Below are 15,339 nucleotides of genomic sequence, written 5' to 3'. Positions count from 1 at the left end.
AAATCCCCATAAAAATCAATGTTTTTAAGATATTTAGTTATAAACTTGAATAATATTAAATTATATCGTTCATTATATGAGGTTTTAGTTGAATGCATACTATATGATGTGTAAAATCTAAGCAAGTAGGTTAGAATACTGCTTGCAAATGGCAGTATAAATAATAATTTGAGGTGAATGCATGCTAGATTTTAAGCAATTAGAGATTTGTTTGAAAGAAAAGAGATTTGTAGATGGATTACAGGAGATAAATAATGAAATTGCACATATAAAAGAAACGAAAAAGTTATCATACGTGAAGAACTGGCTTTCTAACGTTGCATCATTTGCGGAGTTTGATACATTAATTCGTCTTGCTGATGAAGGTTTGATGCATCAATATAGCTCCTTTTTAATTCGTTATACGTATAAAAAATTCCCGAATATGAGAACGCTCTCTTTATATTGTGATGAGTTAATTGATGAGCGTAAAATTCTTGATGCTGAACAATTATTAAAAGATTCTTTGGAAGAGGTAAATGAAGAAGAAACTGATGCGGATGTTTTAACGAAAGCATATTTTACGTTAGTTAGATGTTTGTTAGATATGAAGCGAAATGAAGAGGCCTATGCCTATATGCAAAAGGCGGAAAAGTATAGTACACGTGCAGTTTTTGATAAATGGGGTTACTTATATATACAGACTGGTGAGTGGGAGAAGGCAGAGGAACAACTTTTATCCGGTCAGCAGCATAAAGATTGTGAAGAGTTAGCTACGTACTTATTGGCGCAATTATATGCATATAAAGGTGAACAGCAGCGAGCATTACAACTCATTAATGATGCGATTGCAAAGTTCCCTCAAGTACCATATTTCTATTTTGAAAAAGTAAAATATTTATTAGATTTAGGGCGCTATGAAGAAATGTTAGCGGTAATAGATAAAATGAATCATATGCTTCCGCATCATGCATATACAACTTATTTTATACATTTACGTGCAGAAGCATTTTATAAAATGAATAATATTCACGATTTGCAAGCACTATTGAAAAGTGAAAAGAGTTTAAAAAATTCTCTATATCATCATATAGAAAAAAATCCTGATGGAAAAAAGGTGCGCTTACCGATAGTTCCGGTTGTACAAAAGGATAACTATTGCGTTCCGACTAGTTTGGAAATGATGTTAGGGGTATGGGGAGAAAAACGTACGCAAGATGAAATTGCACAACATATTTTTGATGTAACAGGTTCTAAGTTTTCAGATACAGTTACATATATAGAAGAGCAAGGTTACGAATATCGTTATTTTCAAGGGAATGAGGAAAATTATAAGAAATTACTCAATCAAGGTATTCCCGTTTTATTAAGTATAGATATTGAGCACGCTTCCCATGTACAAGTGCTTTCTGGTTATGACGATGTACTGCAAGCTTTTTATATTCAAGATCCGAATTTCTTGGAACCGATTCTTGTGGAATATGATAAGTTGCAAGAAAAATATCGTTATACAGATTGTTTAGCTATTACGTTTATACCAAAAGATAGAATGGAACAACTTTCATTTTTAAATGAGGAAGAACACACTTATTATAAAACAATCTTTTCTCTTACAGATCATTTAGCTGAGCAAGATAAAGAGGGAATTGAAAAGTTAGTACTATTTTTAAAAGAAACAAGTGAAAATCCAAACACTTGGCTATATACGATTAAACATTTAGATGCTGAAGTAGATAAAGATTTTATTCAGTTTTGTATAGAAAAATTAATGGAAAAGTTTCCGAGCTCTGACTTTGTGAAATTGCATAGTGCACAGTGTTTTATTCGTCTGCAAGATATGGAAAAAGCAGGACATATGCTTCAAAGTGTGGAGAAGAAAAGCAATCAAGCGTTGTATCATTTTATAAATGGACGTCATTCTTTTGAGCAAGATAATTATGCAGAAGCGATTGCTAGTTTTCGTTCATCATTACAATTGGATGCAGATCAACCAGTTGCGTGGAGTTTCTTAGCATTATCATACATGTATATGGATCAATCTGAAAAGGGGCTAGAGTATTCTCTAACAGCTATAGAACGTAGCCCAGAAAGGTTTACACTTGTAAATCACGGTTTAATTTTAATAGATTTAGAACGATATGAAGAAGCATATGGATTCTTTAATGATTTATTAAAAGAATATAAGTATGAAGCGCACATATGGTATGAACGTGCAAGATGTGCTCAGCATTTAGGAAAAGTGTATTTGGCGGTAAAAGGACTTAAAGTAGCAATTCAATTAGATAAAACAGCAGCCTATTTATATACGAAGCTTTCGGAAATCTATGAATCAGATTTGGATGATGGGAAAAGTACGAAGGAAATTTTATTACAAGGAATTCAAAATTGTGAAGATCAGGCATCTTTATATGTTCGTTTAGGAGATGTGCATTTTCAAAATGATGAACTTGAAGAAGCGGAAACTATATATAAGCGTTCTTTAGAAGAAAATAATGAAGATGTATATTCTCATTTCGGTTTAACTCAAGTTTATATGGCAAAGGAACAATATGAGGATGCAAAAAACTATATTGTTAGTATCAATAAGCAATTTGAAGACAATCAAGATTTCCTTATGAATGCTGGAATGGTGCTATGGGATGCTGAAATTGCATTAGGCGAGGATGAAAAAGAGTTAAAACTTGCACTTTCTAAATTAGAGAACGGTATACGAAGAGTATACGCTAATATAGCGAGCGTGTTGGATGAGTATGTAAATCGAATAAAAGACACAGCTTTTGTGCAACGGGGCATAGCGTTTTTAAGAACGTTAGAAAAAGAGAAAACGGATGTAATTGAATACGGTTGTTACGCTGGTGTTTTATATGAATCTATTGGACAGTATGATCAGGCGATAAAGCGGTATAATAATGCACTTAAGAAAAAACAAGATTCATTGCCGTATTTCCGTATCGGTGAAACATTCATGGCGTTAGGGCAATTTCAAGAAGCGAAGCATGCATATGAAACATGTTTAGAAATGAATAAGAATTTCTTAGGTGTACATTTGCAGCTTGCTGAAATATACGAAAAAGAAGAGAATCGTTCCAAAGAACAAAGTCATATGATCCAGGCGATGAAAGAAGAACCAATGCATATAAATATGGAATATTTAGCGCAGCTTTCAGTAGAAATGAATCTTCAGGAAGAATTGCTAGTTGAATTAGAAAAATTAGCGGAAGAAGTTCCTGAAACATGGCGTTTAGATGCGATTGCATACGTGTTTGGCGCGATGAATGACATAGATAAAGAAAAAGAATATATCGAATATGCAATGAAAATAGATGAAGAGCATGTGGAAGTACTATATCATTATGCGAAAGTACTAGTTAAAAAGCAGAGTGCAGAAGCAATCGAAGTTGCGCTGAAAGTAATGCATAAAGATTTGGAAAGTGAACGTATATTTGGTGTGTACGTAAAAGCAATGGAACAACATAAAAAATTATCCCAAATACGAGACGTACTTCATACGCTAAAGGTGAAAAAAGCAGAAAGAAGTACAGCGTTTATGTATGCAGCTACTGCGGTTGCCGCAAGATTAGTAGAAAGGCAGCAAAATGAGCAACCGAAAAAATCTATATTTACAAGAACATTTTATCGCATGAAAAATCGTGCGAAGGAAATTTCAATGATTACAGTTATTATTGATTTATTTGAAATCTCCTTGAAGTTAAACCCGAAAAATAGTATGGTAGCGCAGCGTTTCGCAATATTTTATGAGAATGCGGCGATGAATAAAGAAGCTATAGAGGTTTTACAAACATCGTTAGAAAATAAGTGGGATTATGATGTAGCGAAGCAACTTGTAAATCTTTTCATTGAGTGTGAGGAAGAAGATATGTTACGAGATGCTTTTGAATTAACGAAACAAATGGTTCGAGAGTTACCGGATGATTATGACACTCTTCTTTTACAAGCGAATGTATTATGTAAGACTGGAGAAAAAAGAAAATCCGAAAAAATTTACTTGCAATTAATTGAGAAAACGCCATTTGTAAGTAGAGGATTCCTTGCTTTAGCAGAAGTATATCAAAGTCAAGAGAGGTATGAGGATGCGATTCATTTATTAGAAGATGCTTCTGTACATCATCCAAATGAAACGGCAATTCTTCTTGCTTTAGCATCCTCGTATCATAAAGCTGGGCAAACGGCAAAGGCAGAAAAATTAACAAGTGAAATATTGGAAATTGATGCTACTGACTTGTTAGCAAGATACGATCATGCTTGTTATTTAACATTATTAAACAGAAATGAAGAGGCAAGAGATGAACTTGAAATTGTGCTTCGTGAAGATGAAACGGGATTTTTCGCTGAACTTGCAGAGGAAGATGAAGATTTAGCGGGATTGCGAGAGTTTGAAAAGTAATTGTATAAGAATAGAGAAAAAGGGTATAAATAAAAATATATTTTGAATTAGTTGACAATTAATTGTTGAATGGCATAAAATAACTTTTAATAAAGTATACAAATCTGAAGACGAGAAAGAGTAAGATAGTGAGCTGTTCCCCAGAGAGCCGGTGTATTGCTGAAATCCGGTGTGCAGACGTTATTTGAAAATCATCTCCGAGGAGCCGTGGCTGAATAAAGTAAGCTCGGACGGATGTCTACCGTTACAAAGAACGCGTATGTTAGTACGTTGCTAAGTGCTATTAGTGAAAAGCTAATAGAATTAGGGTGGTAACGCGGGTAAACCCGTCCCTACTTCATAGGGACGGGTTTTTTGTGTGCTTTTTAAAAAATTCAAAGGAGTGATTGTACATGAAAAAAGTTGATGTAAAAGAGTCAGCTGTAGGGAGAGAAACACGTATTCGTAAGCAGTGGAACGAACAAAGTATTTTCGAGCAATCAATTCAGAATCGAGAATGCGCACAATCTTTTGTGTTTTATGAAGGGCCACCAACAGCGAACGGACTACCACACGTCGGCCATGCACTTGGACGGGCGATTAAAGATTTAGTAGCGAGATATAAAACGATGGCTGGATATAAAGTTTTAAGAAAAGCCGGATGGGATACACATGGATTACCTGTAGAATTAGGCGTTGAAAAACAACTTGGCATTTCAGGTAAACATGAAATCGAAGAGTACGGCATTGAACCATTTATTCAAAAGTGTAAAGAAAGTGTATTCACATATGAGAAGCAGTGGCGTGAATTTACGGAGAGTATTGGATATTGGGTAGATATGGATGATCCGTATGTTACTCTAGAGAATCCATATATTGAAAGTGTATGGAATATTTTAGGGAAAATTCATGAAAAAGGCTTGTTATATAAAGGGCATAGAGTTTCACCGTACTGCCCAAGCTGTCAAACATCTCTTAGTTCACATGAAGTTGCACAAGGGTATAAAACAGTGAAAGATTTAAGCGCGACAGTTAAGTTTAAAGTGAAAGATAGTGAAAATGAATATTTCCTTGGATGGACGACAACACCGTGGACACTCCCAGCGAATGTTGCACTTGCCGTACATCCGAATATGGAATACGTTAAAGCCAAACAAGAAGGATATGTATACATTGTTGCGAAAGAACGTGTGCAAGAAGTGCTAAAAGAAAACTATGAAGTATTATCCGTTCATAAAGGCGAAGAATTATTAAACACATCGTATACAGCACCGTTTCCGATGAAGGAAGTTACAAATGGATACCGTGTTATTGCGGCAGATTTTGTTACTGCAGATAGTGGTACAGGACTCGTTCATATCGCTCCAGCATATGGAGAGGACGATTATAAAATCGTTCAAAGTGAAGGGTTATCGTTCTTACATGTTGTAAATGAGAAAGGTGAGTATACAGAAGCAGTACCCTTCTTAAAAGGAAAGTTTGTAAAAGAATGTGACGTTGATATCGTTCGTTATTTAGCTAAAGAAGGTTTGCTATATCATAAAGAAAAATATGAGCATAGCTATCCACACTGTTGGCGCTGTGATTCTCCGTTACTTTATTATGCAGGAGAAAGCTGGTTAATCCGCACTACTGAGATTAAAGAAACATTTTTACAAAATAATAATTCTGTCACGTGGTATCCAGATCATATGAAACATGGACGCTTTGGTAAGTTTTTAGAAAATATGGTGGACTGGAATATTAGCCGAAATAGATATTGGGGAACACCGTTAAACGTATGGGAATGTGAAAGCTGTGATCATCAATTTTCACCGAAAAGTATTGCTGAATTAAGAAAGCATAGTACAAAAGAAACGCCTGAAGATTTAGAATTGCATAAGCCATATGTAGATGAAGTACAAGTGTGCTGTGAAAAATGCGGAAGTACAATGAATCGAACACCAGAAGTAATTGATGTTTGGTTTGATAGTGGTTCCATGCCTTTTGCGCAATATCATTACCCGTTTGAAAATAAAGAGTTATTTGAAGAACAGTTTCCAGCAGATGTAATTGCGGAGGGAATTGATCAAACACGCGGCTGGTTTTATAGTTTATTAGCGGTATCAGCACTATATACAGGGAAAGTACCATATAAACGAGTATTATCATTAGGGCATGTTCTAGATGAAGAAGGACAGAAAATGTCTAAAAGTAAAGGGAATGCACTAGATCCTGTTGATTTAGTAGAGAAGTTTGGTGCCGACGCTCTAAGGTGGGCTCTACTCGTTGATAGTGCGCCGTGGAATGCGAAACGATTTTCTGAAAGAACAGTACAAGAAGCGAAATCTAAATTTGTAGATACGTTAGTCAATGTGTATAGCTTCTATGTTTTATATGCAAGTTTAGATGAATATAATCCGAAAGAAAAGTATGAAGTTAAACGTACGAAATTAGATGAATGGGTGTTATCAAGACTGCATAGCACAACGAGGAAGGTAAGAACTGCACTTGATGATTATCAATTCACAAATGCAGCTCGTGAAATTGCTGCTCTTGTAGATGAAGTGAGTAACTGGTATGTAAGACGTTCACGCAATCGTTTTTGGGAATCTAGTATGAATCCTGAAAAAGCAGCTGCGTATGAAACACTTCATGAAGTGCTTGTAACAATTAGTAAATTAATCGCACCATTTACACCGTTTGTAGCTGAGGATATTCATCTGAATTTAGAAGGAAGCAGCGTTCATTTAGCAGATTATCCGGTTGTAAACGAATCACTTATTCAGCCTGAGTTAGAAGCAGAAATGGATGCTGTTTTACAAGTTGTTGAACTTGGAAGAAGTAATCGTAATCAACATTCATTAAAAGTAAAGCAGCCGTTAGCAGAGCTTGTATTACTTGAGCATAACGAAAATGATATCGATTGGGAATCTTATCGTGATATCGTAATGGATGAGCTAAATGTTAAAACATTCCATGTTGAACTGGATGAATCGAAATACACATCATATCAATTAAAGTTGAATTTTAAAACAGCGGGACCGAAGTTTGGTAAGAATGTGAATGCAGTAAACGGGTGGCTAAAACAATTATCACAAGAAGAAGTACAAAATTTTGTATCAACAGAGAAAGCAGTATACGAAGCAACAGCAGGGGAAGAAGTAATCGTCACGGCTGAAGATGTATTAGTAGAGAAAGTTGCGAAATCAGGATTCTCAAATACGACTAACGGACAATATACGGTTATGTTAGATACGAATGTAACTGAGGAATTGTTACAAGAAGGAGTAGCACGTGAATTTATTCGTGCAGTTCAAGAATATCGTAAGCAGTTGAATTTACCGGTTAATTTACGAGTGGATGTAATTCTTGATACAGAAGAAGAACTACAGCAAACGTTAACGAATCATAAAGATTTATTGGAAGAAAACTTACTCGTCAAGCAATTTACATTTGGTCACTTAACGAATGAGGACGATGAACTTTCTTTAGGTGAGACAAAAGTCCGAATTAAATTAAACGCGGCTAATTAAAGAAAAAAGGAAGTTGGAATCATTCCAACTTCCTTTTTGCATGCTAGGAGATTATCCGGCTATTTGTGGGCAGTAAGACTCCCAACTCGAAATTCGGCGAATGCGAGGAAGTTAGTTGGGAGTCGGGCTGCCCGTAAAAGCCCGATTGGTGAGGGCTAATAATCAGTGGGGATGGACAAAACCCCCACTGATTAAAGTTTCACTTTATCCGGCTAATTTTCTCATAATCCATTCGATAGGGCCTCTAGGAAATTTCTTTCTCCATAACACGCTAAATAAAACACTGAAAATGAAAAATCCAGTAGCAAATAGTAAAACGAATAATAGTGTTTGATGTTCCATCCTATTTAATAGAATCAATATCCCAATACCGATAAATACATGACTTACATAATGAGTTAATGTTAATTGGCCTGTTTGTACAATGGATGTAATAAACCAATTCTTTTCATGTTTTTCAGCAATGTAGAGGCAAATTATTAATATAGCAATAGCGGATCCTGCAGTAGATGCGACGTATAATATACTTGGTAAAATAGGGCCTGTATTAAACAAAAATGTAGATGCTTCCTCACCAATGTATGGGATAAAAAGGTGAGTTAATGCTTTGGACAACAGCTCTATAATTATCGTTACTGTTATACCGAGTAAGAGCAACCTATGTCTAATTTTTCTATTATGAAGATCTAATCTGCCAATTATCATACCGATTAAGAAGAAAGAAAACCATGGGAAAATAGGGTGATAGCCATTAAAAAATAAGTTGCGAAGAAATCCTTTAAAGGTCCAAAAGTCTATATAGTTTATAAATGGGATTGTGCCTCCCCATCCTTCGAAGGCGTTGAAAGTAAGTTGGAGATATTGTGCAGCAAGTAAAATAATGATAGAAAGCCATATTAGTATAGTTCTTCGTACAGTAATTAGTAATGCAGCGATGAAAAGGTAAACGCCGTAGTAGTGTAAAATATCTCCCGTCCATTCCATTACATACAATAATAATCCTAAAATAAATAAGAATAGTGATCGTTTCCAAATCAATATTCGGCTGGTATTGATTTGTATTTTTTCTTGGCTAGCAACAGATGATTTAGTCATTAAAGTTATGCCAATCCCAGCAAGTATAACAAACAAGGCAGAAGCTCTACCTTCAAAAAGTGTCATAAAGGTTTTTAACAGAGGAGGCCCATTTCCTTCCGCCCCTGTTATCACCATGAAATTAACTAGTAACATTCCAAACATCGCCCACGCTCTAGCAAAATCTAAGCCGATAATTCGTTTTTTAGTTTTCATATGAATCACTTCTTTCGAATATGCTGTGGACGGCTTCAATCCATATTTGTTTATAATTCATATTTACATCAAACATCATGAAGTTTCCGATATTATCAAGTACTAATGCCAACATATGAGCTTTTGAAACTAGATTTTTATTTTGAATGAGTTGAAGTTCATTTGCTTTTGTTAGGAGTGATTCAAATCCGTTTAAATATTCTGTTTGTACAGTTAGTAATCGATCTTTGTACATATCGTTTCTTGAAGATAGTAATACATATTCTTGTAATACACGATTAAAATAAGGATCTTTCTGTTGTTCGTCTATCATTTTAAAGCCAATTTTAATACATTTCTCAATGAAATTCTCTTTCGTAAATTCTTCTGTACGAAAGAATGAGGAGAACTGCATCGCTTCGCATAATTCATTAAAAATACTTTCGATTAAAGCATCTTTAGATTTAAAGTAATAATAAATAGATGGCTTGGCGATACCAACTTCTTCAGCAATCATTGTATAGGTCGTTTTGGCAATGCCGTGACCGGCAAATAGTCGATAACTTGCTTCGATTATGGAAGAGCGTGTTTCTTCACTTTTACTCATAATAAATCCTCCCAATAAAAAAGGTTAATTAAAGCGTATCATTTATTAAGGTATTTTTCAACCTATCGTTAGGTAAAAAATAACCTATTTTTCAAAACATTATTTTGGTGAAATATAGTTAATCGAAGTGGGAAATAAATATATTTCTAAAGTATTGTTCTCATTTTATACATAATTATTGAGAAAATTTCACTCACCATAAATGTGAAGGTAATAGAATTGCTCGTATAGAATTACTCGTAGATTCAATTTATCTCGTTACTTGTGGACAGTAATAGCCTTATAGGAATGGGGTAAAGGATTCAATTTATTAGGGGGAGTGGTTTTATGTTAAACAAAAAAATGGTGGCAATGGCAATGACTGTGCCATTAGTAATGGGGACGATTTCTACGGTTTCGGCATTGGAAAAACAACAGCAAGTAAAGCTAGAAGCTTATTCACCACAGAAAAAAGCAATTGAATATTTAAAAGGAAATGCTGATCAGTATGGATTAAAGCCAGACCTTTCAGACTTACAATATATTTCTACAACAGAAACGTCAGTAGCTTCATACGTTAGATTTCAACAAGTTGTCAATGGTGCACCTGTATTCTCAAAACAAATAACAGTTACTATTAATGGACAGGGACAAGGCGTACTTGCTGTGTCTGATTACCAGGCGGTTCAAAGTGTGAAAGAAATAGCGAATAAGATTAGTGAAAAAGATGCTGAACAAAAATCAATGGCGTATGTTGGAGGAGAAAGTGAGCAAAATCTATGGGCTCCTACAGAGAAAGAATTTGGATATATTATTGAGGATGGAGTAGCTATCCCAGTTTATAAAGTTTTAGTCCACTCTAATAATCCATTTGGTGCATGGGAAACATTTATTGATGCAGAAAATGGAAAGTTAATTAAAAAGGTTGATATAAACCGAAAAGCAGAAGGAACAGGAAAAGTATTTTTACCTAATCCTGTCGTAACAAGTGGTAGTTTAGCAGGATTAAAGGATAATAATGATGCAGATTCTACAGCTCTAACGAATCAATTGAAAACCGTTACTCTAAAAGGTTTAGATGGTAGTGGGTTTTTAATTGGGGAGTATGTAACAATTTCATCAAAAGCGAAGACGAAATCTACAAACTTACAATTTAACTATACACGTGCAAATGATAGCTTTGAAGATGTTATGTCGTATTATCATATTGATACATTACAGCGTTACATTCAAGGATTAGGCTTTCAAAATGTTAATAAACGTTCGATTAAAGTGAATGTAAATGGTACAACTGACGATAATTCATTCTATTCTCCATCAACGAAAGCTTTAACTTTCGGTACTGGCGGAGTAGATGATGCAGAAGATGCTGGCATTATTGCGCATGAATATGGACATTCTATTCAAGATAATCAAGTACCTGGCTTCGGAAGTTCACCAGAAGGCGGAGCGATGGGAGAAGGATTTGGAGATTTCTTAGGTGCTACTTATGAAGATGCGGTATCGACGACAGGATACGGAAAAGCATGTGTTGGAGAATGGGATGCGACTGCTTACTCTAGTTCAGATCCAACATGCTTACGCCGATTAGATACGAATAAAGTATATCCGAAAGATATTACGAACGAAGTACATGATGATGGGGAAATTTGGGCTCAAGGCCAATACGAAATGGCACAAGCTTTTGGTCGTGATGTTGCAACAAAAATTATTTTACAATCACATTGGTCTTTAACGCCAAATGCGAAATTCCGTGATGGAGCGAAAGCAATTAAGCAAGCGGATGCTCTTTTATATGGCGGACAACATGCTGCTGATATCGATCGTATTTGGGCAGCAAGAGGAATTAGTACGAATTAATATAAAAAGTCGTGGCGTTTAATAAGCCACGACTTTTTAATTTGCTTAAGAACTGGTACTAGTAAATACAGTTATATCAATGATAGTGTGAATATATCCACATTCCATTTACTTTTTTGCGTCTTTAAAAACAAAATGCTCTTTAAATTTTCTAGCCTCAACTTTTTGACCGTTTCTCATAGAGCGGAAAGGGTGTTCTTGCCACGTAATGATCACGTCAACTTCATCGGCTTTTGTAGAAATCGGTAAATTAGCATGTCTAAATCCAGTTTTGCCACTTGCTAAACGGCCTTCTTTTTGAGAATAAAGTTCATATTTTGTTTTTGTATTTGGCTCGCTGCGGAAAACTTCAACGTGTACATTATACACTTCATTTTTTCCGAGATTTTTTACAGAGAAATGATATGTTTGAAATACACCTTTTTTTGGTTGTAACAATTTTTCACTTGTTTTTTTCACTTCATCAATATTCACTTGCCATTGATTAGAGTTTTGAGAGACGGGTAAAGATTTTGGGGAATAAGCATACGTTTCTTTAACTACAACTATGCATAACAATAGGAGAAAGAAGCTAATGGTTTTTCTCATATGTACACCTCCGCTAGAAAATTTATATTAATATGCGTAAAAAACATAGATTTTATGTAATAAAATGGAAAGGGTGGCATAATGATTCAAATTAGTTTGAAAGAACTTGAAGAAGTAGTAGATGGTAAAGGGCTACATGAGTCGTTTTATAAATTAGTTGCAGCGGGAGTGTCTATTGATTCTCAAAAAATTCAAGAAAGAAACTTATTCATTCCAATAATTAGAGTGAAGGATGGTCATGACTACGTCCACGAAGCAATGAATCACGGAGCGGCTGCTTGCTTATGGAAAAAATCTCACGGTGATCCACCAAAAGGAGTACCGATTATATTTGTAGATGACACATTACTCGCACTACAAAAATTAGCACGATTTTATCGAAATGAAATGAATGTGAAAGTAATCGGTATTACCGGTAGTAACGGAAAGACAACGGTGAAGGATATAATAGGAGCAATATTAAATACAACGTATAACGTACATAAAACAAAAGGTAATTTAAATAGTCAAATTGGATTACCATTAACGATTTTAGAAATGAAGCGAGATACCGAGTTTTTAATACTAGAAATGGGAATGAGTGAGAAAGGACAAATCCGAAAATTATCAAATATAGCGCAGCCCGATGTAGCGATAATTACAATGATTGGACAGTCGCACTTAGAAACGCTTGGATCAAGAGAAGGAATTGCGAATGCTAAATTAGAAATTATAGACGGATTAAAAGAAAAAGGTTTGTTTTTATATAATGGTGATGAATCATTACTTTCTCAAAATAACAAAAAAGGAGGTATAGAATATAGGTCATTTGGTGAAAAGGATACAAATGATCTTTATCCTACGAATGTGCAATTGGATGAATATGGTAGTCATTTCAAATTAAATAAATTTAAAAAAGTACAGTATGACGTCTCTTTGTATGGGAAACATAATATATTAAATGCAATCATCGGAATAGCTGTAGGTCAATTGTATAATGTGTCTACAAAGAACATACAGGAAACATTACAACAAATAAACATTACAGATATGCGCTTTCAATTTCTAACAGCTACAACAGGTTTTACGATTATTAATGATGCATGGAATGCGAGTCCGTCTTCAATGACAGCAGCAATTGAAACGTTAGAGAAGTTACATACTTATGAGAAAAAAATCATTGTAATTGGGGATATGTTGGAGTTAGGAACGGAAGCTGAGGCATATCATAGAGAAATCGGAAGAATATTAAATCCAGAGAAAATTCAATACGTTTTTACGTATGGTAAGCTTTCAATGATGATAGCGGAAGAAGCAAAGAAGAACTATCCTAAAAATCATGTGCAATCATTTCAAAATAAAGGTGAAGTAGCAGAGAAGATTTTAGAAATAATGAATGAAAAGGACATTGTATTATTGAAAGGCTCGCGTGGAATGGCTTTAGAGGAGATTGTACAAAGATGGATGTGAAAAATCAGAACATATCAAAAAAACGCTTGCGTTTTATAAAATAAAGAGATAGAATACTCTGTAAATATAAAAAGTGATGATCAGGAAAAGTACATGATGCAAGGGTCTACAGAGAGCAATCGGTTGCTGGGAAGATTGCGATACTGCATGATGGAAAGACACCTGTGAGTGATGCTTTGAACGTGATAATTAGTAAAAGCAAACGGTACCTACCGTTATTAGGGCTAAGATGGTCATTATGACAATTTGGGTGGTACCGCGGAATAATCCGTCCCTATTATAGGGGCGGATTTTTGTATTCTTTGAAAGGAGGTGAGTGACCGTGGATGATGATGACGACAACAATAACAATAACGTAAATAAAAATAAAATTAATGGAGGGAAACATAATGGATCAAATAATGAAGCGTTCACTCACACGAGAATGTACGGAGCATAGCGGAAAGGTTGTATTACTACAAGGATGGGTAAAAAAGATTCGTCATCTAGGGAATGTTAGTTTTTTATTATTAAGGGACCGAACGGGAGTTATTCAATGTGTATTAGAAAACGAGTTAGCTGGATACAAAGTTGATGTTGAAAGTGTCGTCCAAATACTTGGAGAAATAGTAGAGACACCGAAAACAGAATTAGGTGTTGAAGTACTTGCACATGAAGTGAAAGTACTAAATGGAGCAGAATCACTTCCATTTGAAATAAATAAAAAGAAGTTACAAGTTGGTTTAGATCAACTATTGAATGAACGGGTATTATCATTAAGACATGAGCGAATCACCGCGATTTTTAAAGTGAAATCGACACTCGTTCAAAGCTTTAGTGAATTTCTAATATAGAACGATTTCACACGTATATTTACTCCGAAAATTGTCTCACAAGGGGCAGAAGGAGGAGCAAATGTTTTTAATCTTCCATATTTCCAAAAAGAAGCGTATTTAGCTCAATCACCACAGTTTTATAAACAAATGATGGTAGCGGGAGGACTCGAACGTGTTTTTGAAATTGCTCCTGTGTACCGGGCTGAACATCATAACTCTTCAAGACATTTAAATGAATATATATCGTTAGACGTAGAACTTGGATTTATTCATGATTTTCATGAAGTGATGCAATTAGAAATAGATATTTTACGATATATGTTTCAACAAGTAGGAGAAAAATGTGAAAAAGAACTACAACTATTACAAGTAACAGTACCTGTTATTGCAGAAATTCCTAAAATTACGTTGGCAGAAGCACAAGAAGTTTTGAAAATGAAGTATCGAAAAGAATCTCCTGTAGGGGATTTAGATACAGAAGGTGAAAAGTTACTAGGGAAATATGTGAAAGAAACATATAATAGTGAATTTGTATTCATTACACAGTATCCGAAAGAAGCGAGACCAATGTATACGATGCCAAATAAAGAGAACTCAGCTATTACTGATTCTTTTGACTTATTGTATAAAGGGCTAGAGATTACGTCAGGTGCACAGCGAATTCATAACTATGAAATGTTACTTGCTTCTTTTAAAGAAAAAGGATTACATCCAGAGAAATTTCAATCGTATTTAGATACATTCCGTTATGGATGTCCACCGCATGGCGGATTTGGTATAGGTTTAGAAAGAGTTGTATATAAATTTTTAGAGTTAACAAACATCCGGGAGGCGAGTGCTTTTCCGAGAGATTGTACACGACTTATACCGTGAAAAAGAATCTTCGCGATAATC

7 protein-coding genes, 1 pseudogene and 2 other annotated features are annotated in these 15,339 nt (G+C 34.9%); of the genes and pseudogenes, 5 read left to right on the top strand and 3 right to left on the bottom strand.

Annotated features, from left to right (window positions below; translation table 11 throughout):
* Positions 1–181 precede the first annotated feature (181 nt).
* Positions 182–4,384 (top strand): bacteriocin-processing peptidase family protein, encoded by a 4,203-nt coding sequence (locus CQZ94_RS17460; RefSeq protein ID WP_105586389.1) that lies wholly within the window; start codon positions 182–184, stop codon positions 4,382–4,384.
* Positions 4,385–4,482: 98 nt separating this feature from the next.
* Positions 4,483–4,721 (top strand) — a binding site (T-box leader).
* Positions 4,722–4,776: 55 nt separating this feature from the next.
* A complete protein-coding gene (ileS, locus tag CQZ94_RS17455) occupies positions 4,777–7,878 on the top strand; it encodes an isoleucine--tRNA ligase (protein WP_105586388.1) in 3,102 nt (1,033 codons plus the stop codon).
* A gap of 204 nt (positions 7,879–8,082) precedes the next feature.
* Here the strand turns inward: ileS and CQZ94_RS17450 are convergent, their stop codons facing one another.
* Together CQZ94_RS17450 and CQZ94_RS17445 are read right to left on the bottom strand one after the other, a co-directional pair.
* Entirely contained in the window at positions 8,083–9,168 is a 1,086-nt protein-coding gene (locus CQZ94_RS17450; RefSeq protein ID WP_105586387.1) for a DUF418 domain-containing protein, read from the bottom strand.
* Positions 9,158–9,754, bottom strand: coding sequence for a TetR/AcrR family transcriptional regulator (locus CQZ94_RS17445; RefSeq protein WP_105586386.1), 597 nt, complete (start codon positions 9,752–9,754; stop codon positions 9,158–9,160). Before CQZ94_RS17445 ends, CQZ94_RS17450 begins: the two co-directional genes overlap by 11 nt.
* Before the next feature lie 327 nt (positions 9,755–10,081).
* Here CQZ94_RS17445 and CQZ94_RS17440 point away from each other — a divergent pair, with 327 nt between their 5' ends.
* A complete protein-coding gene (locus CQZ94_RS17440) occupies positions 10,082–11,593 on the top strand; it encodes a M36 family metallopeptidase (RefSeq protein WP_105586385.1) in 1,512 nt (503 codons plus the stop codon).
* Between the two features lie 108 nt (positions 11,594–11,701).
* On the opposite strand, the gene CQZ94_RS17435 is transcribed toward CQZ94_RS17440, so the two are convergent.
* Positions 11,702–12,181, bottom strand: coding sequence for a hypothetical protein (locus CQZ94_RS17435; protein ID WP_105586384.1), 480 nt, complete (start codon positions 12,179–12,181; stop codon positions 11,702–11,704).
* An 81-nt stretch (positions 12,182–12,262) separates the two neighbouring features.
* Between CQZ94_RS17435 and CQZ94_RS17430 the strand changes: the two genes are divergently transcribed.
* Together CQZ94_RS17430 and aspS are read left to right on the top strand one after the other, a co-directional pair.
* Complete coding sequence (locus CQZ94_RS17430) at positions 12,263–13,630, top strand: UDP-N-acetylmuramoyl-tripeptide--D-alanyl-D-alanine ligase (protein WP_105586383.1); 1,368 nt, start codon at positions 12,263–12,265, stop codon at positions 13,628–13,630.
* A 67-nt stretch (positions 13,631–13,697) separates the two neighbouring features.
* Positions 13,698–13,909: a binding site (T-box leader), on the top strand.
* A 110-nt stretch (positions 13,910–14,019) separates the two neighbouring features.
* Positions 14,020–15,318: pseudogene (gene aspS / locus CQZ94_RS17420) on the top strand (aspartate--tRNA(Asn) ligase).
* Positions 15,319–15,339: the final 21 nt, after the last annotated feature.

The sequence above is a fragment of the Bacillus sp. MYb209 genome, from assembly GCF_002975175.1.
In the GTDB taxonomy this organism is placed as follows: domain Bacteria; phylum Bacillota; class Bacilli; order Bacillales; family Bacillaceae_G; genus Bacillus_A.
This window is presented reverse-complemented; position numbering and strand designations above follow the sequence as displayed.

What these genes read in the sequence shown, in the direction of transcription:
- ileS (WP_105586388.1), top strand. Translation starts at nt 4,777, where the DNA reads ATGAAAAAAGTTGATGTAAAAGAGTCAGCTGTAGGGAGAGAAACACGT.
- CQZ94_RS17430 (WP_105586383.1), top strand. Translation starts at nt 12,263, where the DNA reads ATGATTCAAATTAGTTTGAAAGAACTTGAAGAAGTAGTAGATGGTAAA.
- CQZ94_RS17445 (WP_105586386.1), bottom strand. Translation starts at nt 9,754, where the DNA reads ATGAGTAAAAGTGAAGAAACACGCTCTTCCATAATCGAAGCAAGTTAT.
- CQZ94_RS17450 (WP_105586387.1), bottom strand. Translation starts at nt 9,168, where the DNA reads ATGAAAACTAAAAAACGAATTATCGGCTTAGATTTTGCTAGAGCGTGG.
- CQZ94_RS17460 (WP_105586389.1), top strand. Translation starts at nt 182, where the DNA reads ATGCTAGATTTTAAGCAATTAGAGATTTGTTTGAAAGAAAAGAGATTT.
- CQZ94_RS17435 (WP_105586384.1), bottom strand. Translation starts at nt 12,181, where the DNA reads ATGAGAAAAACCATTAGCTTCTTTCTCCTATTGTTATGCATAGTTGTA.
- CQZ94_RS17440 (WP_105586385.1), top strand. Translation starts at nt 10,082, where the DNA reads ATGTTAAACAAAAAAATGGTGGCAATGGCAATGACTGTGCCATTAGTA.